General features: G+C 44.8%; 14 protein-coding genes. 10 read left to right on the forward strand and 4 right to left on the reverse strand.

Going from position 1 to position 25,593, the window contains the following annotated elements:
• Positions 1 to 38: 38 nt before the first annotated feature.
• From RIG66_RS05805 to rbsK, 5 genes are all read left to right on the forward strand, one after another.
• On the forward strand, positions 39 to 1,130 hold the full coding sequence (locus RIG66_RS05805) for a phosphotransacetylase family protein (RefSeq protein WP_446376072.1): 1,092 nt from the start codon (positions 39 to 41) through the stop codon (positions 1,128 to 1,130).
• 132 nt (positions 1,131 to 1,262) lie between these two features.
• Entirely contained in the window at positions 1,263 to 2,648 is a 1,386-nt protein-coding gene (locus RIG66_RS05810; RefSeq protein ID WP_446376074.1) for a P-loop NTPase fold protein, read from the forward strand.
• Between the two features lie 677 nt (positions 2,649 to 3,325).
• A complete protein-coding gene (locus RIG66_RS05815) occupies positions 3,326 to 3,847 on the forward strand; it encodes an RRXRR domain-containing protein (RefSeq protein ID WP_446376076.1) in 522 nt (173 codons plus the stop codon).
• Positions 3,848 to 3,901: 54 nt separating this feature from the next.
• Positions 3,902 to 9,898: a WD40 domain-containing protein gene (locus RIG66_RS05820; RefSeq protein WP_446376078.1), complete on the forward strand. Its 5,997-nt coding sequence runs from the start codon at positions 3,902 to 3,904 to the stop codon at positions 9,896 to 9,898.
• A gap of 84 nt (positions 9,899 to 9,982) precedes the next feature.
• Positions 9,983 to 10,906, forward strand: a complete 924-nt coding sequence (gene rbsK, locus RIG66_RS05825) for a ribokinase (protein ID WP_446376080.1) — start codon at positions 9,983 to 9,985, stop codon at positions 10,904 to 10,906.
• A gap of 47 nt (positions 10,907 to 10,953) precedes the next feature.
• Here rbsK and RIG66_RS05830 read toward each other — a convergent pair whose 3' ends face one another.
• Together RIG66_RS05830 and thrC are read right to left on the reverse strand one after the other, a co-directional pair.
• On the reverse strand, positions 10,954 to 11,229 hold the full coding sequence (locus RIG66_RS05830; protein WP_044207393.1) for a MoaD/ThiS family protein: 276 nt from the start codon (positions 11,227 to 11,229) through the stop codon (positions 10,954 to 10,956).
• 288 nt (positions 11,230 to 11,517) lie between these two features.
• A complete protein-coding gene (gene thrC / locus RIG66_RS05835) occupies positions 11,518 to 12,831 on the reverse strand; it encodes a threonine synthase (RefSeq protein WP_446376081.1) in 1,314 nt (437 codons plus the stop codon).
• Positions 12,832 to 13,090: 259 nt separating this feature from the next.
• Here thrC and RIG66_RS05840 point away from each other — a divergent pair, with 259 nt between their 5' ends.
• The 4 genes from RIG66_RS05840 to RIG66_RS05855 all read left to right on the forward strand — a co-directional run bounded on the left by RIG66_RS05840 (position 13,091) and on the right by RIG66_RS05855 (position 20,039).
• A complete protein-coding gene (locus RIG66_RS05840) occupies positions 13,091 to 16,867 on the forward strand; it encodes a WD40 domain-containing protein (RefSeq protein ID WP_446376083.1) in 3,777 nt (1,258 codons plus the stop codon).
• A 126-nt stretch (positions 16,868 to 16,993) separates the two neighbouring features.
• On the forward strand, positions 16,994 to 17,503 hold the full coding sequence (locus tag RIG66_RS05845) for a diguanylate cyclase (protein ID WP_446376085.1): 510 nt from the start codon (positions 16,994 to 16,996) through the stop codon (positions 17,501 to 17,503).
• A gap of 320 nt (positions 17,504 to 17,823) precedes the next feature.
• Positions 17,824 to 18,135: a hypothetical protein gene (locus tag RIG66_RS05850; protein ID WP_446370958.1), complete on the forward strand. Its 312-nt coding sequence runs from the start codon at positions 17,824 to 17,826 to the stop codon at positions 18,133 to 18,135.
• 176 nt (positions 18,136 to 18,311) lie between these two features.
• Positions 18,312 to 20,039: a succinate dehydrogenase/fumarate reductase flavoprotein subunit gene (locus RIG66_RS05855; RefSeq protein WP_446376087.1), complete on the forward strand. Its 1,728-nt coding sequence runs from the start codon at positions 18,312 to 18,314 to the stop codon at positions 20,037 to 20,039.
• A 209-nt stretch (positions 20,040 to 20,248) separates the two neighbouring features.
• Here RIG66_RS05855 and RIG66_RS05860 read toward each other — a convergent pair whose 3' ends face one another.
• Together RIG66_RS05860 and RIG66_RS05865 are read right to left on the reverse strand one after the other, a co-directional pair.
• Positions 20,249 to 21,010, reverse strand: coding sequence for an ExbD/TolR family protein (locus RIG66_RS05860; RefSeq protein ID WP_446376089.1), 762 nt, complete (start codon positions 21,008 to 21,010; stop codon positions 20,249 to 20,251).
• Positions 21,011 to 21,125: 115 nt separating this feature from the next.
• Positions 21,126 to 22,001 carry a MotA/TolQ/ExbB proton channel family protein gene (locus RIG66_RS05865; RefSeq protein WP_446376091.1) on the reverse strand — a complete coding sequence of 292 codons (876 nt, stop codon included), beginning with the start codon at positions 21,999 to 22,001 and terminating at the stop codon, positions 21,126 to 21,128.
• Positions 22,002 to 22,893: 892 nt separating this feature from the next.
• Between RIG66_RS05865 and RIG66_RS05870 the strand changes: the two genes are divergently transcribed.
• On the forward strand, positions 22,894 to 25,482 hold the full coding sequence (locus RIG66_RS05870; protein WP_446376093.1) for a toll/interleukin-1 receptor domain-containing protein: 2,589 nt from the start codon (positions 22,894 to 22,896) through the stop codon (positions 25,480 to 25,482).
• Positions 25,483 to 25,593: the final 111 nt, after the last annotated feature.

Consider the following 25,593-nt stretch of genomic DNA (forward strand, 5'->3'; position numbering starts at 1 on the left):
ACTCAAGTGGCATTTTGAACAGAGGAGCGAAATTAGGGGTGACAAAATCCGTGAATTATTTACTAATCGGATCAACTGAAGCATATAGTGGCAAGTCCGCCATCATTCTGGGCATCGCCCATCAGCTTAAAAGTAAAGGACTAGATATTGGTTATGGTAAGCTTTTAGGCTGCACTGAGTATGTGAATCAACTGAATCGGGAAGGCGATGATGTGCAGTTTATTCCGTCTATCCTAGATCTACCAGAAAAACGGGTGCGATCGCCTCTACTCTATCTGGATGATCAGACGATGCAGAAACGCTTGCGGGGTGAGGATTCGACCAATTATCGTGCATCGCTGAAGTCCTATCTCCAGCCGCCAATTGGTGATTTAATGGTACTCGAAGGACCGAGTACCCTGTTTGAAGGCAATTTATTTGACCTCTCATTGCTGAACATTGCTCAGGAAATAGAGGCTTCAATTATATTAGTCAGCCGTTTTCATTCGGTGCTACTGGTGGAAACGCTGCTATCTGCCAAAAACCAACTTGGCGATCGCTTACGGGGAGTTGTGATTAATGCGGTTCCGGCAGATCAACTGGAAATCGTCCAATCCACTGTTCAACCGTTTCTAGAGGCGCAAGGTATTCCCGTATTAGGGATTCTACCTCAAAACGATTTACTCCGCAGCGTTACGGTTCGAGAATTGATTCATCAACTCGATGCTCAAGTGCTTTGCCGTCCGGATCGGATAGATTTATTGGTTCAAAGTTTGACCATTGGCGCGATGAATGTCAACTCTGCCCTAAAATATTTCCGCAAAGGCAAGCACATGGCAGTCGTCACCGGAGGCGATCGCACGGATATCCAAATGGCAGCACTGGAAACATCAACCCACTGTCTGATTCTAACAGGGCAAATACCACCCCAACCGTTAATTGTCAACCGGGCTGAAGAACTAGAAATCCCTATCTTATCAGTGGATCTCGATACCCTGACAACGGTGGAAATTATCGATCGCGCTTTTGGTCAAGTACGCCTGCGCGAATCCATTAAAGCCCAGTGCATCCAACAGCTTATGGGAGAACATTTTGATAGTGAACGGTTGATGAATCTATTGGGTTTAGAAGCGGCTGTGTCAACGCATTAAGACTTCATCATTTGTCATTTGTCTTTAGTTTTTAGTCATGAATCTGTCTACCTTGATACGGCAGATTTTTTGTTTGAATCTTGAATTTTAAATTGGCTGGATTAATGGTTACCCATCACTGAATAGACTCTCATGAGGTTAGATTTAGAACGATTTTTTGCGGCGTGTAATCCCAGCAAAACTCTAAACATGAAAAATGCTGAGGATAACAAGTATTACATCGAATTTGCTGGAGTGCGGGGTGGTAAGGCAATTGAAGCCCTAAAACGAACGATCGCACGGCTATCACCTAACGAACCCACCTGTCAATTATTCACCGGACATATTGGCTGTGGCAAGTCTACAGAGTTATTGCGGTTAAAGATGGAGTTGGAGGCGTTGAACTTTCATGTCGTCTATTTTCAAGCCACCGATGATTTAGATGTCGCGGATGTTGATATTACCGATATTCTACTCGCGATCGCCCGTCAGGTGAGCGCCAGTTTAGAATCGAGTCGGGTGGCGTTACAACCGGGTGGATTTAAGGCGTTTTTACAGAAAACTATTGATGTGCTACAGACACCGATAGAAGTGGGAGGGGAAGCCAAAGTTCCGGGGATTGGTACAGTTAAAGCGAGTACCGAGGGCAACTTTGAAGTCTCCCTTCCCGATAAAATTGCCAAACTGACGATCAAAGCCAAAAATAGCCAGCAGATGCGTTCCAAACTCAGACAGCATCTGGAACCCCAAACCAGTCAAATTTTAGAGTATATTAATCAGGAAATCCTCGAAGTTGCTATTGCACAATTGAAGCAACTAGATCAAAAAGGATTAGTCGTCATTGTCGATAACTTAGATCGCATTCCCAACCAAGAAACCGCAGCCTCCAGCAAACCCCTTCCCGAATATATTTTTGTCGATCGCGGCGAACAATTAAGTCAACTCAATTGCCATTTGGTGTATACCCTTCCCCTATCGCTAATTTTCTCCAATTTACGAGAACCGTTAAAGAATCGTCTCGGAAATGGTCGTAGTCCGATTGTCTTATCTATGGTGCCAGTCTTCTCCCGCGATGGTCAAGATCATCCGGGAGGAATTGCGCTACTGCGACAGATGATTTTAGCCCGGGCATTTCCAGAAGCGACAGCCGAGGAACGTTTAGCAAGTGTCACCAAAGTATTTGATAGTCTTGACACATTAGACCGACTGTGCAAGATTAGTGGCGGTCATGTAAGAAGTTTGTTGGGGATGCTTTATGCCTGTCTCCAGGAGCAAGATCCGCCGATTTCTCGCCCGATTTTGGAAATGGTCATTCGCCAAGAACGGGATAGTTTATTATTGGCAATTGATAATCATGAATGGGAGTTATTGTTTCAAGTGGTGCGGGAACAAAAGGTTAAAGGCGATCATGAATATCAAGCGTTATTGCAAAGTTTATTTGTGTTTGAGTATCAGGATGAACAGGGAAGTTGGTTTGGCTTAAATCCTTTGTTATTTGAGACACAAAAATATCAGGCGTGGGTGCGGCAGAATGGATAAAAGGATAGGAGAATAGTGGCGTACATTGGTGTCAACTTACGCTTAAACACAAAGCGATACCTTGATCTGACCCCACCCAAACCCACCCCATGCCAAGGGGAGGGAACTGGAATGGCTTGAGTTTCCCCTAAAACGCCGGGAGGATTAAGGGGGATCATTTTCAAGGTAATGAGATTCAAACTCTCACAGGGAAAAGCTTTTCACCTGAAGTTTACACGGATAAACGACGTGCGTCCGATTTAACCGTAAAATCTCCTACACAATTTTAGCTGTGTCACACCAGTACCCCTGCGATACGATTTATATATCTGTAGGGGCGAGTCGCTGAACTAAGGTCAATGGCACAACCAATTACTTTTACTGACTAGCCATCTGCCTTCTACCTGATTGTGCTAGGTTAATTGATTGCGTTCAACAACCCCAACTTACTTTGTTGAAGTTGGGGATTGCCGGACAAACGGTGATTTAAACCGTTGAATACCGCATTGACCCTTCGGCTTCGCTCAGGGTCAACACCGAGCGAAGCCGAGGTGTTGAGTCTAAACCTGGTACAGACTCTCGGATGCTTCCCTAGTCCGAGTTATCTCTAAGACTTTTTGTCGAGTCGCTATTCATTTAGGACATCTTGGTTTAGATGCGGGAAGGGACTACAAACTCACTCGTGAGGATTATCTCCAATGTTACGAGTACCAGTTTTATCAAAATCAGGCAAACCTTTAATGCCTACCTTACCTAGCCGTGCTAGACGTTGGCTGAAAAAGGGTAAAGCCAAAGTTGTACACTTTGAGTTTGTTCAATGGCGGGAATGGCATTCTGACAACGCCAAACATGGTAGCTGGAAAGGTAGTGTTCAGATTACACCAGCGCCATTTGCGGTAGTCCGTAGACCGCCCGTTAGTCGCAGAAAATTACACTTGTGCGTTCCATCTAAGGGTGGTAAGCGACGAAAGTACGGCGGTACAGTTACTCGTCATAACTTTAGGAAAGGAGACAAGGTTGTAGCCGAAAAAGCGGGAAAGACTTACACAGGTTGGTGTTCTGGAGACACCAAAACACAGATTTCTGTTAGTAATGCCAATTGGAAACGGATCGGGCAATTTACTGCCAAAAAAGTCCAGTTGTTGCAGCTAAGCACGGGATTAATCGCCGTGCCTTCAACTGGATTGTCAAATCTTACTACATTGAGTAGCAAGATTTGACCGCTATTCCTCTCCGGCTTGCTTCGCTCTTATCCGGAGTCTCACGCGAATACGATGAATACCCCAACCCCAGATCCCCTAGCCGAAATTGCCGCCTGTAACGATCAGGCATTAAACACCCTAACCCGATCGCTTACCCATTCCCAGGGAGAGTTTACCTTGATTCTGGCGCGGTGTAACTATACCTGTTTGCGATCGCAGATTCTCCACCTGCTACACCAACGCTGTTCCCTCAATTTATTTGAGTTATCTCTAGACTCATCGGCGCAGACAATCTATACCGCGATTCACAATCATGTAGAGAATCAAAAACCGGATGCGGTATTAGTCACCGGGTTTGAGTCAGTAACGGATCTCGATAACTTACTCATCGCCACCAATCGAGTACGGGATTTATTTCGCCAGTGTCCCTTTCCCGTCGTCTTTTGGGTAACTAATCAGGTATGCAAACGGCTGATCCGAGTCGCCATGGATCTCTACAATTGGTCGAGTCCAAAGTTAGAATTTGTGTTACCTGAACCTGCACTAATGGCATTAGTTGCAGAAACAGCGAACCAAGCCTTGGCAGATGAGGAAAACTTAACCTTAGATGATACCGAATTACAAGCCATTCTGCAATCATACTCCGATCAAGGACAAAATTTCCCCCCTGAGTTTCATGCTATTTTATGCTTAAGTTTGGGAATCATTCACACCCGAAACAATCACATCGATGAAGCCATTCCTTACTATCAGCAAAGTTTAACCCTTTGGCAACAGCATCAGTCCGGAGAACATAAGGGAATTACGTCACTGCATCTGGCTTGGGCGTATGCGCTGAAAGGGGAGCAATATCAAGCAAAAATTTGGGACTATGTGCAGCAAGCTTGGCAGCATTTGCATCAGGAACGCTGCACCGATTCCTTGGTTCATCATAGTTGTAAATTTGGGGATTTACTGAGACAGGTTGGTGACTGGGAAAAATTACAACACTTAGCGGAAAAAGCATTAACTTGGCATCAGCAGCAGGGGGATGTTCAGAAAATCGCCCAAGATTATGGGTTTTTAGCCGATGTTGCTTTAAATCAACGTCAATGGCGGGATGCTCAAAAGTTGGCACAGCAAGGGATTAAGGCTTGGCAACAGGTATCAGAGTTTGAGATTAAACGGTTAGGATTGTGTTATTTTATTCTGGCACAATCCCAGCAACACTTGGATCAAGAAAAAGACGCGATCGCGACATTGGCAACAGCGAGAGAGATTAGCGTAAATGCCACCATTCCCCTGCATCAGTATGACCCGAAACTTTATGTTCAAATCCTGCAAGACTTACGCACTCTGAAATTTGAACAAGGCGATTATTTAGACGCCTTTCATTTAAAATTAGAACAACGGCAAATCGAGACCCAATATGGCTTACGGGCATTTATTGGGGCGGGACGCCTGCACCCGCCGCGACAGGTTATTCAGCCCGGTATTCGGGGAAGACAGGGGTTATCCTTATCCCAAATCGTCGCGTCTTCTGGACGCCAGAGGGATGTAGAGGAACTGTTAGAACGGATTCGACGACGCGATCGCAAATTGACGGTGATTTATGGGTCATCTGGGGTAGGAAAGAGTTCGATTTTGCAAGCGGGATTGGTTCCGATTCTGCAACAGACGTATTTTGAAGGACGGGATATTGTCCCTGTTTTGCTACAAGTTTATAAGGATTGGGTAGGGGGATTAGATAAGGGTTTAGTCGAAGCGTTGAAGAATGTTAATCGTTCTTCTATTTCTGCTAAGGATTCTCTAAAGACTCAATCTGATTCCCCCCCCGCCCCCCTTAAAAAGGGGGGAGCTAAGAGAGGCTCTAACATTGATCTAATTGGGGATAATAAAAGAAGTTCTGACTCCCCCCTTCCCTTGCAGGGAAGGGGGGCTGGGGGGGTTAGGTCAACCCGATCAACGATTCTCAAACAATTGCGTCAAAATGAACACAGCCAACTATTAACGGTGCTAATTTTTGACCAATTTGAGGAGTTTTTCTTTAATCACAAAGATCCAGCCAGCCGACGAGATTTTTATGACTTTCTGCGCGAATGTGTAGAGATTCCTTATGTCAAAATTATTTTATCCATGCGGGAAGACTATATTTATTATCTGTTAGAGTTAAACCGCACAACGCCGTTACCCAAAGATTATAAAGCTCCTGATCATATTCTCTATTACTTGGGAAATTTTTCAGCCGCAGACGCCAAATCAGTTATTCAGAGTTTAACCGCGCGATCGCATTTACCTTTTGAGCCAGATTTAGTTGACCAATTGGTGCAGGATTTAGCCAAGGATTTGGGAGAAGTGCGTCCGATTGAATTGCAGATCGTGGGATATCAACTGGAAACGAAGAAGATTACTACGCGGGAGGAGTATCGAAAATATGGGTCTAAGGAGGAATTAGTTGAGGCGTTTTTAGCTGATGTTGTTCAAGATTGTGGATCAGGAAATGAGCAGGTTGCCAAACTCGTCTTGTATTTGCTCACTGATGAGAATAACACTCGCCCTCTAAAAACTCGTGCGGATTTGGAATTGGAGTTAGAGGTAAAGAGTACAACGCTAGATTTAGTTTTAGAGGTGTTAGTCGAATCAGGGATAGTCTTGAGAGTTCCGGCTATTCCAGATGACCGCTATCAACTGGTTCACGATTATCTCGTATTATTTGTGCGTCATCAACAATCTGAGCGATTAATTAAGGAATTAGAGAAAGAGAGAGAACAACGGAAGCTGACGGAAGCCAAGCTGAACCAAGTTCTGAGACAACAACTCGAAGACACTCGCCGTTCATTAGTGTGGAAAGTGGGACTCGGCGTGCTTAGTGGCGCGTTAGCAATATTCTTGCCATTTGTGTTACTGAATCAGAATGATAGTTATCTCAATTCTCGGATTACTGAAGCGAAAAGGAAACTTAGCTCAAACCAAGATTTAGAGGCGCTAGTTGAAACCTTAAAGGCAGGAAAACGGCTGCAACGTTGGTCAATTGGCGTCAATCCTGAGACTGAAATTAAAGTAAAAGCAGCATTACAGGATGTGGTTTACAGTATCAGAGAAGTGAATAGTTTTCACGGACATAGCGGTACAGTAACTTGTGTTTCTTTTAGTTCGGATGGTCAGTTAATTGCATCGGGTAGTGAGGATACAACGATCAAGATTTGGAGTGTGGATGGTAGGGAAGTTGTTACACTTAAAGGACATGAGGATACGATTACCAGTATTGACTTTAGCCCGGACGGAAAATGGATTGTTTCTGGAAGTGAAGACAGCACCCTTAAACTATGGCGTATTGAGGGTAAAGAACGTCAAGCGGTTGCTACGTTTACAGGACATGATAAACCTGTTACCAGTGTAAGCTTTAGCCCCAATAGTCAGCTAATTGTATCGGGGAGTGAAGACAAAACTGTAAAACTCTGGAAGCTTGATGGTCAAGAAGTTGCCACGCTCAAGCATGATAAAAAGGTCAATAGCGTCAGTTTCAGTTCAAATGGTCAGCTAATTGCCTCTGCTAGTGATGACGAAACGGTAAAGCTTTGGAGTCAGGATGGTAAATTAATTAAAACCTTAAATCATGGTTCTTCTGTTAATCAAGTAGTTTTTAGTCCGGATAGTCAAATTATTATATCTCAGTTAGATCAATCCCTATTCTCATGGCGACAAGACGGTTTCTTGATAAAAAAATATAATTACTTTGGGGAAATATCGGATTCTAATCAGAAAATATTTGCATTCTCTGATCCATTTTATTCAAACACAAAATACGTAACACTACTTCCATTTTTTAACGAAAAGAAAGCAAAATTTAGATTAATAAAAGGTCATAAAAATAAAGTTAGTAGTATTGACTTGAGTACAGATGCAAAAATGCTAGTTTCTGGAAGTGAAGATAACACAGTAAAATTATGGGATGTAGAAAAATCTAGTTTTGAAACTCCCAGACATATTGATTTGAGTGGTACGGCAACTCATATAAATTTTAGTTTAAATTCTAATCTATTTGCCTCCACTACTACACTTTATACCCGATATGGGTTCAGCAAAATCAAAAATAAAAATACTGAACTAGAATTATGGAGTTTAGATGGCAAACTCTTACAAAGCTTTCCAGGAGAAAACTCAACAGTAAGTTTTAGCCCCAGCAGTCCGATTTTGGCTGCTGCCAGTAGCAATAAAGTTTTACAAATTTGGAGCGAAACTGGTAAAATATTTACCCTTAAAGGAACCAATATTGATGAAACAATTAGTTTAGGTGCTAATGACATAGCGCTAACAAATAATAATCATACACAACTGTCAAACAAAGATGATCAATCAAAAATATTTCTCAAGGGGCATGAAGATCAGATATATCTGATCGATTTCAGTGCTGATGTAAAGACTATTGCCACAGCAAGTAAAGATAACACTGTTAAAATTTGGCAACGGAATGGCAAGTTAATTAAAACTTTGAAAGGTTACAAAGATAGAATTAATAACATCAGTTTAAGCTCAAATGGTGAGACATTGGTTATTCATGATAGCGATAACAATGTAAAATTCTTGCAAAGAGATGGAACAATTATTAAGACAGTTCAAGGATATGGTCTTCTTAATGTTAGGTTCAGCCCTGATGGTCAGACTCTGGCGATTTTGGATAACCCTCTACCTCTATATATTTACACTAATAACACATTGACAACTTGGAAAATCGACGGCACTAAAATTGCCACGTTTAAAGTCAATGGCTGGATTAAAGATTTTAGCTCGGATGGCAAGACAATAGTTACTGAAGATGACAACAGTAAGCAATTCTGGGATCTAAACGGTACTTTGCTCAATACCTTTGACAAAAAAACAAAAGGCTACAGTCATGATTACCGAATATTGTTGACGGTCAAAGATGATAAAATATTACAACTTTGGCAGCGTGATGGAAGTAAACTTGCTACTATTAAAGTTCAGGCTGAGTCACTGTACAACGACATATATAGTGACTTTTTAGTTAGGTATCGTTTCAGTCCAGACAGTAAAAAGATCGCCCTGCTAACTAGCCAAAACACAGTGGAACTCTGGAAAACTGATGGCACTTTTATAAAAACTATTCCATTTCAGAGTGATCGATTCTTTAAGGAAGATAAAACTGAACCCATACCCATGACTTTCAGTCCCAATAGCCAAAGCTTTGCCATTCGCAGTGATGACAACACTGTGCAACTTTGGAGTGTTGAAGGCAAATTGAAGCAGACTATTCAGGGACAGGGAGATGCGATTACTGATCTAAACTTTCTGCCAAACAGCGAAACCCTTGCCATTACCGGGATTGATGATACAGTGAAGATCTGGAAAACTGACGGCACATTGCTGAAAAGTCTTCAAGAACCAAGAAATCAGGTGAACCGCGTCAGTTATAGTCCCGACGGTAAACTGATTGCGGCTGCTAGCGATGACAAAACCGTTAAAATCTGGAACCGGGAAGGCAAATTAATTAGAACGCTTAAGGGACATACTGATCATGTTAATGATGTGAGTTTCAGTTCCGACGGTAAATTTATTGCCTCAGCCAGCGAAGATAAAACCGTCAAACTTTGGCAGCTTGATGGTACATTAATTAAAACCTTCAACGAACATGGCAATAGCGTCAATCGGGTAACGTTCAGTCCTGATGGACAGTTTATTGCTTCTGCGAGTGATGACAAAACCGTTAAACTCTGGAGTCTGAATGACAAAACAACTCTCTCATTCTCTCATGACTATCCAGTGACCAGTGTCAACTTTAGACCCGATGGTCAACTGATTGCTTCAGCGAGTACACAAAACGTAAAACTCTGGAGTTTGGATGGTAAACTACTGACAACCTTTGATCGGATAGGCAGTCATGACGTGAGTTTCAGTCCGGATGGTCAACTGATTGCGGCTGGCGGTTATGACAACATTGCCGTGTGGGATTCTGATTTGGATAAATTGCTAGAACGGGGATGCAATTGGGCGCGGAATTATCTCAAGCATAATCCCAAGGTGAAAGAACGCGATCGCACTCTCTGTGATGATATTGGTACTCAAGAGTAAATTTTGGTTCGTGGCTATCTTGTCCACAGTTGTCCTGTGTTGAGCGGATAGCGCTACTCTGAAATTGCACTCTTATCTTGTGCCATGAACTCTATCCTGGTTTTCGGTAGCATCAATATCGATTTAGTCACCAAAACTCCCCGCTTACCTGTTGCGGGTGAAACGGTGAACGGATCTGAGTTTTTTACCGCTTCTGGGGGGAAAGGGGCAAATCAGGCTGTTGCCGCCGCACGACTGGGAATGGTGACTCATTTGGTTGGGCGCTTGGGAGATGATGCATTTGCCCATCAACTGCTGGCAAGTTTACAAGCCGCAGGTGTGCAAACAGATAAAATTTTGCGGGATACTTCAACAAGTTCCGGTGTGGCGGTGATTTTGGTTGATGAAACGGGCGAAAATCAGATTGTGATTACAGCAGGTGCCAATGGACAACTAAATCAAACCGATGTGGAACGCCTCAAACCCCTCTTACCCACAGCCACCGCGCTACTGATGCAGCTAGAAATTCCCCTGATTACCGTTGTTGAAGCGGCTAGAACTGCCCATGATGCAGGGGTTCCGGTGATTCTTGATCCAGCACCTGCCCAGGATATTCCACTTGAACTGTATACCCTGGTTGATATTATCACTCCCAATCAGATAGAAGCCAGTCAGTTGGTGGGTTTTGCTGTGGATAGTTTGGAAACAGCCCAGAAAGCCGCGCCTATCCTTCAGCAACGAGGTGTGAAGACTGTCATTCTGACATTGGGGAACCAAGGCGTTTACTGTAGCACCCCATCTGAACGCTTTTTTATACCAGCCTTTCCAGTTCAAGTTGTTGATACCACGGCGGCGGGTGATGCGTTTAATGGCGCATTAGCGGTGGCGTTGGCTGAGGGATTATCGATACAACAAGCCGTTGTTTGGGGTGCAGCAGCCGGGGCAATTTCGGTTACTCAAGCCGGGGCGCAGCCTTCACTACCGAATCGTGAAGCATTGGCACAGTTTCTAACGGATGTAGAGACGTAGCATGCTACGTCTCTACGCAACATTCGTGGCGTTGTTTTTCGTTCAAATTAACCGCCCGCTACAGCAGGGACAATGCTGACTTCATCGCCATCGCTGAGTTGGGTATTTGTGCCATCCAGAAAGCGAATATCTTCGCTATTGACGTAGAAGTTTAAAAAGCGACGCGGCTTCCCTTGATCATCACACAAGCGCCCTTTAATTCCAGGACAATTAATTTCGAGGGAGTCTAAAAGTTCAGCGACATTGCCAGCGCTGCATTCAATCATTGCTTTATTGTCAGTGAATTTCTGGAGGGTGGTAGGAATTAAAACTTTTACAGCCATAGATTTGGAATCAGTGATTAATGGGTAGATGTTCGAGATGTTTCCAAGTAGAGATATAGGGAAACAACTTAAGGTGATAAGCAATACTGGTCAGCTTTTGGGCTGTGTACTCGCACTTTTTGCCTCCCTTCTTCTACCCAAGCCGGGTTAACGACCCCCTTCATGAGTAGAGACAAGGCAACAGGCTTTCATCGGCTAAGGGATAAAGGGGGTTCCTGTCGTCGGATTTGGTATTACTCCCCTCTCCCAAGCTTGGGAGAGGGGTTGGGGGTGAGGGTTGTCAACGTATTAAACCAAAACTTGTTGCCATTCTAAACGGTCAAGGGTATGCGCCCGTTCTAATGCTCGCTCAAAACTGTCTAATTTGGGTTCAATGGTGAGGGGTTCTCCAATATAGCCTTGAACTGCTTCTTGGGTTTTGAGTCCATTCCCAGTGATATAGGCAACGGTGGTTTCATCCGGGTTAATTTTTCCAGCTTCCACCAATTTTTTGAGAACGGCAATTGTTGTACCGCCAGCGGTTTCGGTAAAGATACCTTCAGTTTCAGCCAGCAGTTTCATCCCTTCGACGATTTCGGCGTCGGTGACGGATTCAATATTACCGTTGGTTTTCTGGGCGATCTCTAGGGCGTAAATGCCATCAGCAGGATTTCCGATCGCGATCGACTTAGCAATTGTACTCGGTTTTACCGGAGTGACGAAATCCCGTCCTTCCCGGAAGGCTTGGGCAATGGGAGAACAGCCTTCGGCTTGTGCGCCACTGAAGCGCACCGCTTTATCCGCTACTAAGCCAGTTTTGACGAACTCTTGGAAGCCTTTATAAATTTTTGTGAACAGAGAACCGGAAGCCAAGGGCGACACAATATGATCCGGTAGTTGCCAACCCAGTTGTTCGGCGACTTCAAAGCCCAGAGTTTTTGAGCCTTCTGAATAATAAGGACGCAAATTAATATTGACAAATCCCCAACCATGGGTATTGGCAACCTCACAACAGAGGCGGTTGACCTGATCATAGTTGCCTTCTACTGCCATTACGGTGGGGTTGTAGATTAATGTACCTAAGACTTTCCCCGCTTCTAAGTCAGCCGGAATAAATACACAACAATCTAAGCCCGCGTGTGCCGCGATCGCAGCGGTAGAATTAGCTAAGTTCCCTGTACTGGCACAAGATACGGTAGAAAATCCTAATTCTCTAGCTCTAGTGAGGGCTACAGATACCACCCGATCCTTGAAACTCAAGGTGGGCATATTTACAGCATCATTTTTAATATAAAGATTTTTTAGACCCAGGCGGCGGGCGAGACGATGGGATTTGACTAGAGGTGTCATCCCTGTCCCCACATCAATAGGATTATCGGTAGCTACGGGTAGGAAGGAACGATAGCGCCAAATTGAATTCGGACCTGACTGAATCGTCTCACGGGTGACGTGGCGGCGCAGGGCGTCGTAATCATACGTGACTTCCAACGGACCAAAGCAGAACTCGCAAACGTGGATGGGTTGGAGTTCATATTCAGCACCACACTCTTTACAGGTGAGGTTTTTGAATGTAGCAGAGGTGCTGGATGTATTGGATGTATGGGGGATGGTTGCCTGGGTCATGATGTGGTCTCTCTCTATTCGTCAACGTTTTGCTGATAGTAACACAGCCCAAAACCACCGTCAAACATACCCGACTTTTTTTGTCGGGATTAATTTTGTGGAAAGGAAGCTGGGTAAGATGGGGGAGATGAGGGAGATTATGTAGGAGCGGGTTTCACTACTATTGTTTGAAATGGTGCGTTACGCTTCGCTAACGCACCCTACATACGAATGACAAATGACGAATGACAAATGACAAATGACAAATGACAAATGACAAATGACAAACACTTCCCTTTATCAAGTCGGTGGGAGTCTACACAAAGATGCTCCCACCTATGTTCAACGAAAAGCCGATCGCGAACTGTATCATGCTCTAAAACAGGGTGAGTTTTGCTATGTTCTCAACTGTCGGCAAATGGGAAAATCGTCTCTATTAGTTCAAACCCACCATCGCTTGCAAGAAGAAGGATTCCAATGTGCCACGCTTGATATGACCATGATCGGTTCGGAAACAATTACGCCTGATCAGTGGTATAAGGGATTAGTTCTGGATTTAACTCGCAAATTTAAACTGTTTAAAACGGTTAATCTAAAAAAATGGTGGCAGGAGCAGGAAGATATTTCGTTGCCTCAACGATTTAATAAATTTATCAGCGAAATTCTTTTAACCCATTTCCCTACCAAAAACATTATTATATTTATCGATGAAATTGATAGTATTTTAAGCTTGAATTTTCCTATTGATGACTTTTTTGCCCTAATTCGGTTTTGTTATAATCAACGTAGTCTAGAATCTGACTACAATCGCCTCACCTTTGCTATCTTTGGTGTCGCCACACCCAGCGATTTAATTGCCGACAAAAAGCGCACGCCATTTAATATTGGCAAAGCCATAGAACTGCACGGCTTTCAACTGGACGAAGCCCAACCCTTAACCCAAGGATTCAGCCAACAATTTGCTAAACCTGAAGCCATTATTAAAGAAATATTAGCCTGGACAGGAGGGCAACCTTTTTTAACCCAAAAGCTGTGTCAACTGGTGCTAGACGTGGCGCAAAATACAGTGAGAGATGATCTAAAAATTCCACCGGGTACTGAAGCCTTTTGGGTTGAATCCGTGGTACGCGATCGCATCATTCGGCATTGGGAATCTCAGGATGAACCAGAACACCTACGTACTGTCCGCGATCGCCTGTTGAGAAACGAAGCACGGGCGGGTAGATTACTGGGCATTTATCAACAAATTTTACAGGGTATTGATATCGCTACCGATGATAGCCGCGAACAAACAGAATTACTTTTATCGGGCTTAGTTCTTAAAGAAAAAGGAGTATTAAAACTAAAAAATAGAATTTATTCCGCCATTTTTAATCAGCAATGGGTTGAAGCCCAATTTACCCATCTGCGCCCTTACTCTCAAGCCTTAGCTGCTTGGGTTGCCTCCCACTTTCAGGATTCATCACGACTCTTGCGCGGACAAGCGTTAAAAGATGCCCAACAATGGTCTCAGGGCAAAAGTTTGAGTGACTTAGACTATCAATTCTTAGCCGCCAGCCAAATCTGCGATCGCAATGAAGTACAACAGCAGATAGAAGCCGCACGCATCAAGGAGGTTGAAGCACGACTCACCGCTGAACGTCAGATTGCTAAAAAGCAGCGATTACTATTAGCAACCTTTGCGGCAATGTTAATTATAGTCAGTGGATTGGCTGGGGCAATTCTGGTGCAAAACCGCAGGTTAGCGATTAGTGAGATTGAAGCAATTACTACGTCTTCAGAAGCACTATTTGCCCTCGATCAACGATTAGAGGCATTAATCGCCGCCCTGCGAGCCAAACAGAAATTACAAGCTTTAGGTCGAGTGGATACCCAGACAAAACATTCGGTTGAAAAAGTGCTAAGAAAGGCAGTGTATGGTGTCAGAGAGCATAATCGCCTCTCTGGTCATCACCAGCAAGTCCATGATGTAACATTTAGTCCTGATGGTTTAATGATTGCTTCAGCAGGTGACGATAAAACGATTAAGCTTTGGCAACCTGATGGAACGTTCTTAACCACAATTAAGGGACACAGTGATACCGTTAAAAGCGTAGCCTTTAGCCCAGATAGTCAACTCATTGCTTCAGCAAGTAAGGATAAAACAGTGAAACTGTGGCGGCATGATGGCACATTAGTAGCTACACTTAATGGGCATACTAATCAGGTGAATAGTATCACCTTTAGTCCGAATGGTCAGATGTTAGTCACTGGGAGTGATGATCAGACAATAAGACTTTGGAAAATTGATCAAACTTGTATGAATTTAGCCGACAAGGTAGATGAGAGAGATAGGGGGAATGAGGGCGGGTTTAGTAACATTAGGGTGACAAAAAATGATCAGCGTGAAACCCGCCCCTACACAAAATTTAAAATCATGCCATCGAGGGTTGCAAAGGGTCAAAACCATTCCCTCGAACGAATTGAAGGAGCGCCCAATCCCCAAGAATGCTTTGTTTCTAGAATTATAAAAGGGCATCGCGGAGAAGTTCGCAGTGTAGCCTTTAGTCCTGATGGTCAATACTTTGCCTCTGCTAGTTGGGATGACACTATCAAACTTTGGACGCCTAATGGGACGTTACTGAAAACTCTCAAAGGTCATCAGGGTGGGGTCAATGATGTAACTGTTAGTCCCAATAGTCAAATCTTGGCTTCAAGTTCGATAGATGGAACCGTCAAACTCTGGCAACCTGATGGACTATTACTGAGAACGTTAACTGGACATACGGATGGAGTTTTTGGTTTAGCATTTAGTTCCGATAGTCAAACCCTTGCTTCTGTAAGTTGGGATCAAACTGTTAGACTGTGGCAAACAGATGGAACCGAACTCAGTGTTTTGAAAGGGCATCAAAATGGACTCTGGGCGGTGGCATTTAGCCCCGATGGTCAAATGTTGGCGTCTGCGAGTTTGGATGGTACAATTAAACTTTGGACGCAAGAAAAAAGCTTATTAACCTTTCTCCAAGGACATCAAGATGCGGTTTGGGGTGTTGATTTTAGTCCAGATAGTCAAACTCTGGTTTCCGGGAGTTGGGATGGTGCGATCAAACTCTGGCGACGTGATGGTCAGGTGTTAGCGTCTTTTAAGGGGCATGATGAAGCCGTGTTAGATGTTGCTGTTGCTCCGCCAGTGAAGGCTAATTTTCCCTCTGAAAATGGCAGAGTGAAGCAGAAAGAAAAGAATCAAGGCAATAGCGAAACTATTGAATCACTGCCAACCAATGAGCTAATAATTGCCTCGGCGAGTGGAGATAAAACGATTAAATTTTGGCAAGGTGATGGGACTTTATTGAAAACCTTACGGGGACATAGCAGCAGAGTTTACGGTGTAGAATTTAGCCCAGAAGGTCAGTTACTTGCCTCTGCTAGTACCGACAATACCATCAAACTTTGGACGCGGGAGGGTAAATTACTCAAAACCTTAACCGGACATCGTGATGTAGTTTTTGACGTGGTATTTAGCCCAGATGGTCAATTGATCGCCTCTGGAAGTCAAGATAAAACGATTAAACTTTGGACAAGGGACGGCACATTGTTGAAAACCTTAACCGGACATGGTGATAGTATTCTTGGCTTAGCCTTTAGTCCCGATAGTCAGCGCCTTGCTTCCGCGAGTTGGGATAATACGATTAAACTTTGGACAAGGGATGGTACATTACTAGCCACCCTAGACGGGCATCGCGATCGCGTCAACGATATTGCATTTAGTCCCGATGGGCAACTTCTGGCGTCTGCGGGTTTAGATAAGACGGTTAAACTGTGGCGCAAGGACGGTACACTGCTAGTCACGTTAGAAGCCCATAGCGATCGCGTCTACGATATCACCTTTAGTCCCGATGGTCGCACCCTTGCCTCTGCTAGTGTAGACAAAAGCGTAATTTTGTGGGATTTGGAGCGAGTTGTTAATCTTGATCAGGTTTGGGCATTTGGTTGTGATTGGGTGGAGGACTATCTGCGGACAAATGTCAAAGTTAAGGAACAGGACAAAAAAGTTTGTGACAACGTTAGTAACCCTTAACGCCGCAGGCGTTTAAGTAGGTGGGGACAATTAAAGTTAAATTTCATCTAGACTAGCTATATATTTTTTATCAATACAGTGTGGTCATTCAGAACAACAAACTTATAACTTTATCACTTCTACAATATGGATACTCTGACCAAGCTGGCTAATCGCCGTTATTTTGACCAACAACTTGAACAAGAGTGGCATCATTTAAATGTCGAACAGTCTCCTCTATCCTTAATTTTGTGTGATATTGATTGTTTCAAAACCTACAACGAAATCTATGGCATAGCAGCGGGTGATGAGTGTTTGCGACGCATTGCCGATTGCCTACGTCGCTGTGTTAAGCGGACAACAGATATCGTCGCACGTTATGGGGGAGAAGAATTTGCGATTCTTTTACCGCATACTAATGCTATGGGAGCTTTTCAAGTAGCAGAAAAGATGCGAGAGAAAATCAAATCCCAAGGCATTGAATTTAAACCGCCTGGCACGTTCAATTTACCCGCGCCTGTTGTCACCGTTAGTTTTGGCGTTGCCTGTTTGGTTGACCCCCATACTGACATTGATGCTTTGATTATGGCGGCAAATCAAGCCCTTTATCTATCGAAACAGCAAGGACGCGATCGCGTTACCCTCAGTTCAGTATAAGTTTCAACCCCACCCAATTGTAGGGTGCGTTACGCTTCGCTAACGCACCGTTGTTCAAGGCTTTGGTGGGTTAGCAAGCTACGTCCTTTGTAACGGTTTGAGGTATATTTACAGAACTTAATAGAGTTCGGTCTATTTCCACCAAGCTACTTGGAACCCGAAGCTGTTCTTGAATGCCCTGTTTCCTGTTCCCTAACCAAGGACGAATGACACACATTGTAAACAAATATTGCGGATATCATAAAAATATGTTGAGAAATGTGCCAAAACTCAAATACGGTCTTATCCTTGGAACTTAAAGAAATGTGTCGAGGTTGATGATGGAACAATTTAACAAATATCGCTTGATCTGCACCCTGAGTTTTGGCGATATCTATGGACAAGTCATTGTGTGGTTAATCGTCATTTTCATAAGTCTTGCCTCTGCACTAGCGTTGTGGAGTGCCGATCGCCAAATTTATGCGTTGGCAACGGTGGGATTAGTCTTGGTCTTATCCTTACCCTTTTTACTCTTTGCCTTTGTGACCACATTGCTGAATCATATTGAAATATTAGCAATGGATGAGCAGGAAACAACGGCTGCCGATCGCAGCAGTCGCGGTGCATCCCAACCGGCTCAGGCAACGAGCTAGTACCAGAAGGCTCTAAGTCAGACTAACTTTTCACGGGATGTGGTGTCTCTGTAGGGGCGGGTTTCACCACTATCTTTTCGCTTGCAACCGGATGTAACTAAACCCGCCCCGACTTTCGGTAGGGAATTTTAGTAATCAGTCAAGATAGATAACAGCAGAAATTCAATCGAGTTGAGATGCGAGAACACGATGTCATTATTGTCGGCGGTGGTTTAGCCGGGTGTCGGGCGGCGTTGGAAATTAAACGCACTGATCCGAAGCTGAATGTGGCACTGGTTGCCAAAACCCATCCGATTCGTTCCCACTCCGTTGCGGCGCAAGGGGGGATGGCGGCGACGCTGAAAAATGTGGATGCGGAGGATACTTGGGAAGCCCACGCTTTTGATACGGTTAAGGGTTCGGATTATCTGGCGGATCAAGATGCGGTGGAAATTCTTACCCGCGAAGCGCCGGATGTGGTGATTGATTTAGAACATCTGGGGGTACTCTTTTCCCGCTTACCTGATGGTCGCATTGCCCAACGTGCCTTTGGGGGTCATTCCCATCGCCGTACCTGCTATGCTGCCGATAAAACGGGTCATGCGATTCTGCATGAACTGGTAAGTAATCTCCGCAAGAACGACGTGACAGTATACGAAGAATGGTACGTCATGCGGCTGATTTTGGAAGATGGGCAGGCAAAAGGGGTGGTAATGTTTAACCTCCTGACGACTCACCTGCAAGTGGTACGGGCAAAAGCGGTGATGTTTGCCACCGGGGGATATGGACGGGTGTTTAATACCACCTCCAATGATTTTGCCTCGACGGGGGATGGTTTAACCATGTCCGCGTTGGCGGGAGTACCGTTGGAGGATATGGAGTTTGTCCAGTTTCATCCGACGGGGTTGTATCCGGTGGGTGTGTTAATTTCTGAAGCGGTACGGGGTGAAGGAGCGTATCTAATTAATAGCGAAGGCGATCGCTTCATGGCAAATTATGCGCCGAGTAAAATGGAACTCGCCCCACGAGATATTACCTCACGCGCGATCGCATTAGAAATTCGTGCCGGTCGAGGGGTGCATCCGGATGGGAATCCTGGCGGTCCTTGTATCTATCTGGATTTGCGACACATGGGCAAAGAAAAGATCATGAGTCGGATTCCCTTCTGTTGGGAAGAAGCCCACCGACTTGTCGGGGTTGATGCCGTATACGAACCCATGCCCGTGCGTCCTACTGCCCATTATTCCATGGGTGGCATTCCCGTCAATACCGATGGACAGGTGCGAAGTGGACCCGATGGATTGGTTGATGGATTTTTTGCGGCTGGGGAATCCGCTTGTGTCTCGGTTCACGGTGCTAATCGTTTGGGGAGTAATTCCCTGCTAGAGTGCGTGGTTTACGGCAAACGAACCGGGGCTGCGATCGCGCAATATATTCAAAACCGCAAATTACCTGACATTGATGAGCAACTCTACCTCAATGCTGCCCAGAATAAGATTAATGCCTTGCTGGGTCAATCCGGAAGCCTACGCATCGGTCAACTGCGTCAAAACTTCCAAGACTGCATGACTCAATACTGCGGCGTCTTCCGCACCGAGGCGTTAATGCAGGAAGGATTAAATCAACTGCAACAGTTAAAACAGCAGTATGAAAATATCTATTTAGATGACAAAGGAAGCTGCTGGAATACGGAATTAATCGAGGCGTTGGAACTGCGGAATCTGATGGTAGTTGGGGAAATTATTCTCACCTCTGCCCTAAATCGCCAAGAAAGTCGCGGTGCCCATTCTCGCGAGGATTATCCCCAACGGGATGATACCAACTTCTTGAAGCATACCTTGGCATACTATTCCTCAGCCGGAATTGATTTGCAGTATAAATCGGTGGCGATGACCCGTTTTGAACCCCAAGAACGCAAGTATTAAGCATTCTTGCTCCTCTCTTCCTCTTCCCCTTTCAAAGGGGGGAAACGTTTATTCAATTTCATCGCTATGAATCCTGTTGAAATATCTGCGGAATGTAGGCTGTACCTAACTCTCAAACCCTTACATAAGACTAAGGACAAATGACGAAGGACGAATGACAAATGACAATCTCAGCCGTTAACTTTTATTGTCCCTACCTACTTAAAAAATTATTCCCCTTGCGGCTGCGGTGACGTGGGTGTACCAGGATTGGGTGGAACAGAACCACCAGGGTTGATGGGAAATTGTCCAGGAGATGGTGATAAACCCCCTGGATTCGGTTGGGGTGATCCAAATTGAGATTGACCCGGAATCCCTGGAAATTGAGGTGGCAAATTGGGGTTAAATGTGCCATCCGGATTCATTGGCAGTTGTCCAGGATTGGGGTTAAATTCGGGGACTCCAGTTGGCGGAGACGTGAGATTCGTTCCCGGAAATTGCGGCGATTGTCCGGGTGAATTAGCTAGCGCCACGCGATCGCCCCCCACTTCCCGGAGTAAGTCCAAGACTTGGACAACTTCGTTATACATAGCATTGGGGGAGGCGTAGAGGACAAACACGCCACTGGGGTTTTGTTGTTTGTAAGCTTGGAGTTGTTGAATAAACTGATCCTGGCTAATCACCGGATTTTTTTCCACATACACTTGTCCCAATTCATCCAGACTGATCATCAGAATCTGCCTTCCTTGGGAAGTTCCGGTACTGGCTTTGGGTAAATCCACATTAATGGCTTGTTGGCGCGATAGCCCCACGGCTGCCAGGATAAAGAAGGTCAAGATACAGAAAATAACATCAATGAGCGGTACGATCTCGATCCGAACTTCTTCGGTGGGGGAATCCATCCGCAAGTTTAAGGGGCGGGGTAATGGGGGGACAAAAGCGGCGCGTTGTTTTTTGGTTCGTGGCTGGGGTGACTGGCGTAGTGTTGTCATCGTTTAAAGATCAAAATCGGGCAAACTGTACGGGTTGATGATGTCTGCTTTGGTATCTGTGAGAAATGGGCATTGATTGCCAAGCTGCACTCAGGATATCAAGACAATCAGAGTTCTAATTTTCTGGCTTTCCTGGGGGGTTGGGGACAGCCGTGCGATCGCTTTCCGAGACTTGAGACTTATCTGGGTCAACGTTATCATCTGGGTTGGTTTTAGCCTTGGCGACGGGAGTGCGATCCTCCGGCTGCTGCTGAGATCGAGGTTTTTGGGGTGGAGTGCGATCGCGTTTGGGAACCTCAAAACTCTCTTGATAAAGGTTAACGTTATTCTCTGGAACGTTATAGTTCAGCACTTGCTCACTATCCTCAGCCTGTAACCAATCTTGGCGATACAGCAATTCCAACTCTGTCCCCGCTTTGCGGAATATTTTGACTTGGTTAAACCAAAAGGCTTGAAACAGTCGATAAAATGCCAAACTGGTAATCGCGATAATCAGTCCTGTTGCCGTACTAATCAGCGCTTCACCGATTCCCAAGGTTACCCCAGCGGTGGAGGCTGTACCCAGTTGATCAATAGTAATTGAGCCTAAGGAGTTGATTAAACCAAGTACCGTTCCCAGTAATCCCAACAGCGGAGACAGCGCAATCACCGCTTCTAATAGCTTATCGCCGCGCCGCATCGCCGCTAACTCGTCATCCGCCGCCCCCTCTAAAGCCAAGCGGAATAATTCCGGTTCGGGGCTAATCAGGCGTAGGGGAGCATATAAATATCGTCCCACGGGTTGTCGCCGTGATTTCATCGCGATTTCTCTAGCCACCTGCCAATTTTGAGTGGCTGCATCCAGCACCCGATTGACAATTTCCTGTTGTTTCAATAGGATTCCCGCCCAAAACCACAGGCGTTCAAAAATTGTCCCCACGGCTAGGATCGAAAGCCCCAACAGGGGCCACATGGCGATTCCGCCCTTTTCAATAACTGCAATAATATCCATATCGTTTCTCAACCTCCCTTGATTGCTCAGTATAATTGTCTTTGCTAAAATGCAAGCCACTCCAATTCTAGGGATTTCTCGCCGCTTGCAAAGAGGTTGATTAATTTTCGCGGCTAGAGTGCGGGATTCGGGAGAGACGGGTGGCGATTTGGCAACTGTCTCAATACAGTTCGGTTAAGGGGTGTAGAGACGCGCCATGGCGCGTCTGGGAGATGGGAAAGAAAACATTCAATCAATTGTTATTGTCAATAGTGACAAAATTCTCGTAGTGCGAGCATCTTGCTCGCTACTCATCCCCAACTTAAATTAAATGGCACTGAAAATTTGCATTTTTGAATCGCCGAAACTCTTGATATACCGTGGGGTGGGTTGAGCGAAGTCGAAACCCACCAGCCTTAATTCAGTACCATTCAACCTAAATTTTTGCACAAAATGTTCTCGTAGTGGCGTGGCACACCTTATTTAATGAATTAAGCATTAGCCCGGAAACTGTAGGGGCGCAAAGACTTGCGCCCGATTCAATGGTAAAATCTATTCCACAATTTTAGCTGTGTCAGTCTAGTAGTGGCGTTGCACGCCTAAATTGATGGATGAGATTCGGCTTGTAGTAAGGGCTTTAGCCCTATATCCTGTTGGGTTTCCTGTCGTCAACCTAACCTACAACCTATTCCACAATTTTAGCTATGTCAGTCCACTACTGGCGTGGCACAGCTACAATGGTGGGATAAATTTTACGGTTACATTAGACGCACGTCTGTACAGTAAAAGGGCGCACGTCTATGCGCCCCTACTCGTCATCCACCCAATTCGGTGTGTCACGCTACGACAACGGTGGCATACTCCACATTCAAAGCTGTATTCCTGACGTTTAACTAGGGACAGATACCAGAAAATGACACCATTATTTGATGCCTTTATCTCCTACGGACGAGCCGATAGTAAAGCTTTCGCGCAAAACCTGCAAGCGCGTCTCACTGCACAAGGGTTTAACGTCTGGTTTGACTTTAATGATATCCCCCTAGCCGTAAACTTCCAGAATCAAATTGATGATGGCATCGAAAAAGCCAGTCATTTCCTATTTATCATTGCGCCTCATTCCGTTAACTCTCCCTATTGCCTAAAAGAAATTGAACTGGCGATTAAGCTGAATAAACGAATTATTCCTATATTACACGTCATGGAAATTAGCCAGGAAACCTGGCAGCAGCGTAATCCCAATGGCACAGAGGAAGAGTGGGAAGCCTATAAAGCAAAGGGATTACATGAAAGCTATCAAAATATGCACCCAACAATCTGTAAACTCAACTGGGTGTTTTTTCAGGATGGGGTAAACGATTTTGAAGCCTCCTTAGCTGACTTAGTAAAATTACTCCGTTCTCATTCCGACTATGTAGACAAACATACCCGTTTTCTAGTCAAAGCATTGGAATGGGAACGGAATCAAAAGCAACATCGTTGGCTATTAGTGGGCGAAGAGAGACAACAGGCAGAAGCTTGGTTAAAAGTACGGTTTAAAGATGAACAGCCGCCTTGTACTCCCACTGATTTACATTGCGAATACATCACCGAAAGTATCAAGAATGCTAATAACTTGATGACGCAGGTGATTCTTGCCTACAGCGATGTAGATAAGGCGATGATGGAAAAGATTCGTCGGAGTTTGAGACGAGAAAGCATTACCGTGTGGACAAATACGACAGATATCAAAACAGGAGAATCCTTTGAGGAGGCAATAAAACGAGGAATTCAACAAGCTGATAACTTGGTGTACTTGCTTTCACCAGATTCCATAGGCTCAAAATACTGCCAACAAGAATTAGACTTGGCGGTGTCACTGCATAAGCGAATTATTCCGGTATTGGTACGGGAAACATCATCAGGAGAAGTCCCATTGGCGCTACAGGGATTACAATATATTGACCTCACCGATAATGTGAAGGAAGACGATTACCTACTTGATGAAAGTCAGTTATTACGGATTCTGCATCAGGATGAGGCTTATTATCGAGAACATAAGATTTTACTGACTAAAGCGCTGAAGTGGAAAGAGCAATACCAAAATCCTAGTATTCTGCTCCGAGGCTATAACTTACGCAGTGCTGAAGCGTGGTTAAAAGTCGCACAAAAACGGACACACCATCCACCCACTGCCTTACAAGAAGAATTCATTACTGAAAGCCTGCGACAACCACCGTTAGAGTCGCTGGATGTGTTTATCTCTTACTCTCGTGCGGACTCAGACTTGGCGAGAAAGCTGAATGATGCCTTACAGATGCAAGGAAAAACGACGTGGTTTGACCAGGAAAGTATTGCATCGGGGAGTGACTTTCAGCAGGAAATTCAGTTAGGGATTAAAGCCTGTGATAACTTTTTATTTATTCTTTCACCGCGTTCGGTTAATTCACCGTACTGTGCTGCTGAGGTGGAGTATGCAGCGAGTTTAAATAAGCGGTTTGTCACTGTATTACATCAACCCTTAGACTCGGCAGATTTACATCCAGAGTTATCCAAGATTCAGTGGATTGATTTCAATCAGAATCAACGGGAGTTTAATGCCAATTTCAATCAATTGGTCAGGGCTTTAGATACGGATAGAGAACACGTTCGCCTGCATAGCAAATGGTCACAACGGGCGTTGGAGTGGCAGCAGCATGATAAAAGTGATGATTTGTTGTTGCGGGGAAATGAATTAGCCATTGCACAAGACTGGTTACAGGAAACGAATCAAAGCCGGAAAAAGCCTTCATCCACCGACTTGCAACACGCATTAATTCAGGCAAGTCTAGCGGCAAAAGAGGCTTATTTGCGTCAAGAAGAAAGTCGCCGTCAACGAGAACTTAAACAAGCTCGCCGCATTATCGTTGTATCGGTTACTGCCTTGATTGGGTTAATTGGTTTAACCAGCTTGGCTGTAGTCCAGTGGCGGGAATCCGAACAAAGGATGGCAGGTCAAATTGATGCGTTAAGCCGCTTTTCCCAGATACTGGTTAAGTCCAATCTGAAATTAGATGCTCTAATTGAAGGGATTCGGGCAGGAGCGCTACTCAAAAAATCGAATTCAGAAAAGTCGGAGATTGAGCAGCGAATTTCTCAAACTTTGCAGACGGTAATTTATGACAACAGATTTAGAGAGCGGAATCGACTAACTGGTCATAAAGATTGGGTCGATAGCGTAGTGTTCAGCCCAGATGGAAACACGATTGCTTCTGCTAGTTGGGATAAAACAGTCAGGTTGTGGAATCGAGAAGGTGAACTTCTCCACAGTCTTTCTGGTCATGAAGAACCAGTCTATAGCGTAGTGTTCAGCCCAGATGGAAACACCATTGCTTCTGCTAGTGGGGATAAAACCGTCAGGTTGTGGAATTTAGAGGATTTAACCCTAGATGCACTCATGCATAGAGCCTGTGATTGGGTTGAGGATTATCTAAAATACAATGCTCCAGAGAGTGATCAGGCTTTGTGTGATACTGTAGAACAGTAACAAGCGCGATTCCCATCATCCCCAGCAAATTCCAGTCGCATCAAACTCTCCCCCTCACGTCAGCAGGTGTAAGTTCTGCACCTGAACAGGTGGGTTATCCCCATAGAGGTT

The organism is Coleofasciculus sp. E2-BRE-01 (genome assembly GCF_040221695.1).
GTDB lineage: Bacteria > Cyanobacteriota > Cyanobacteriia > Cyanobacteriales > Coleofasciculaceae > Coleofasciculus.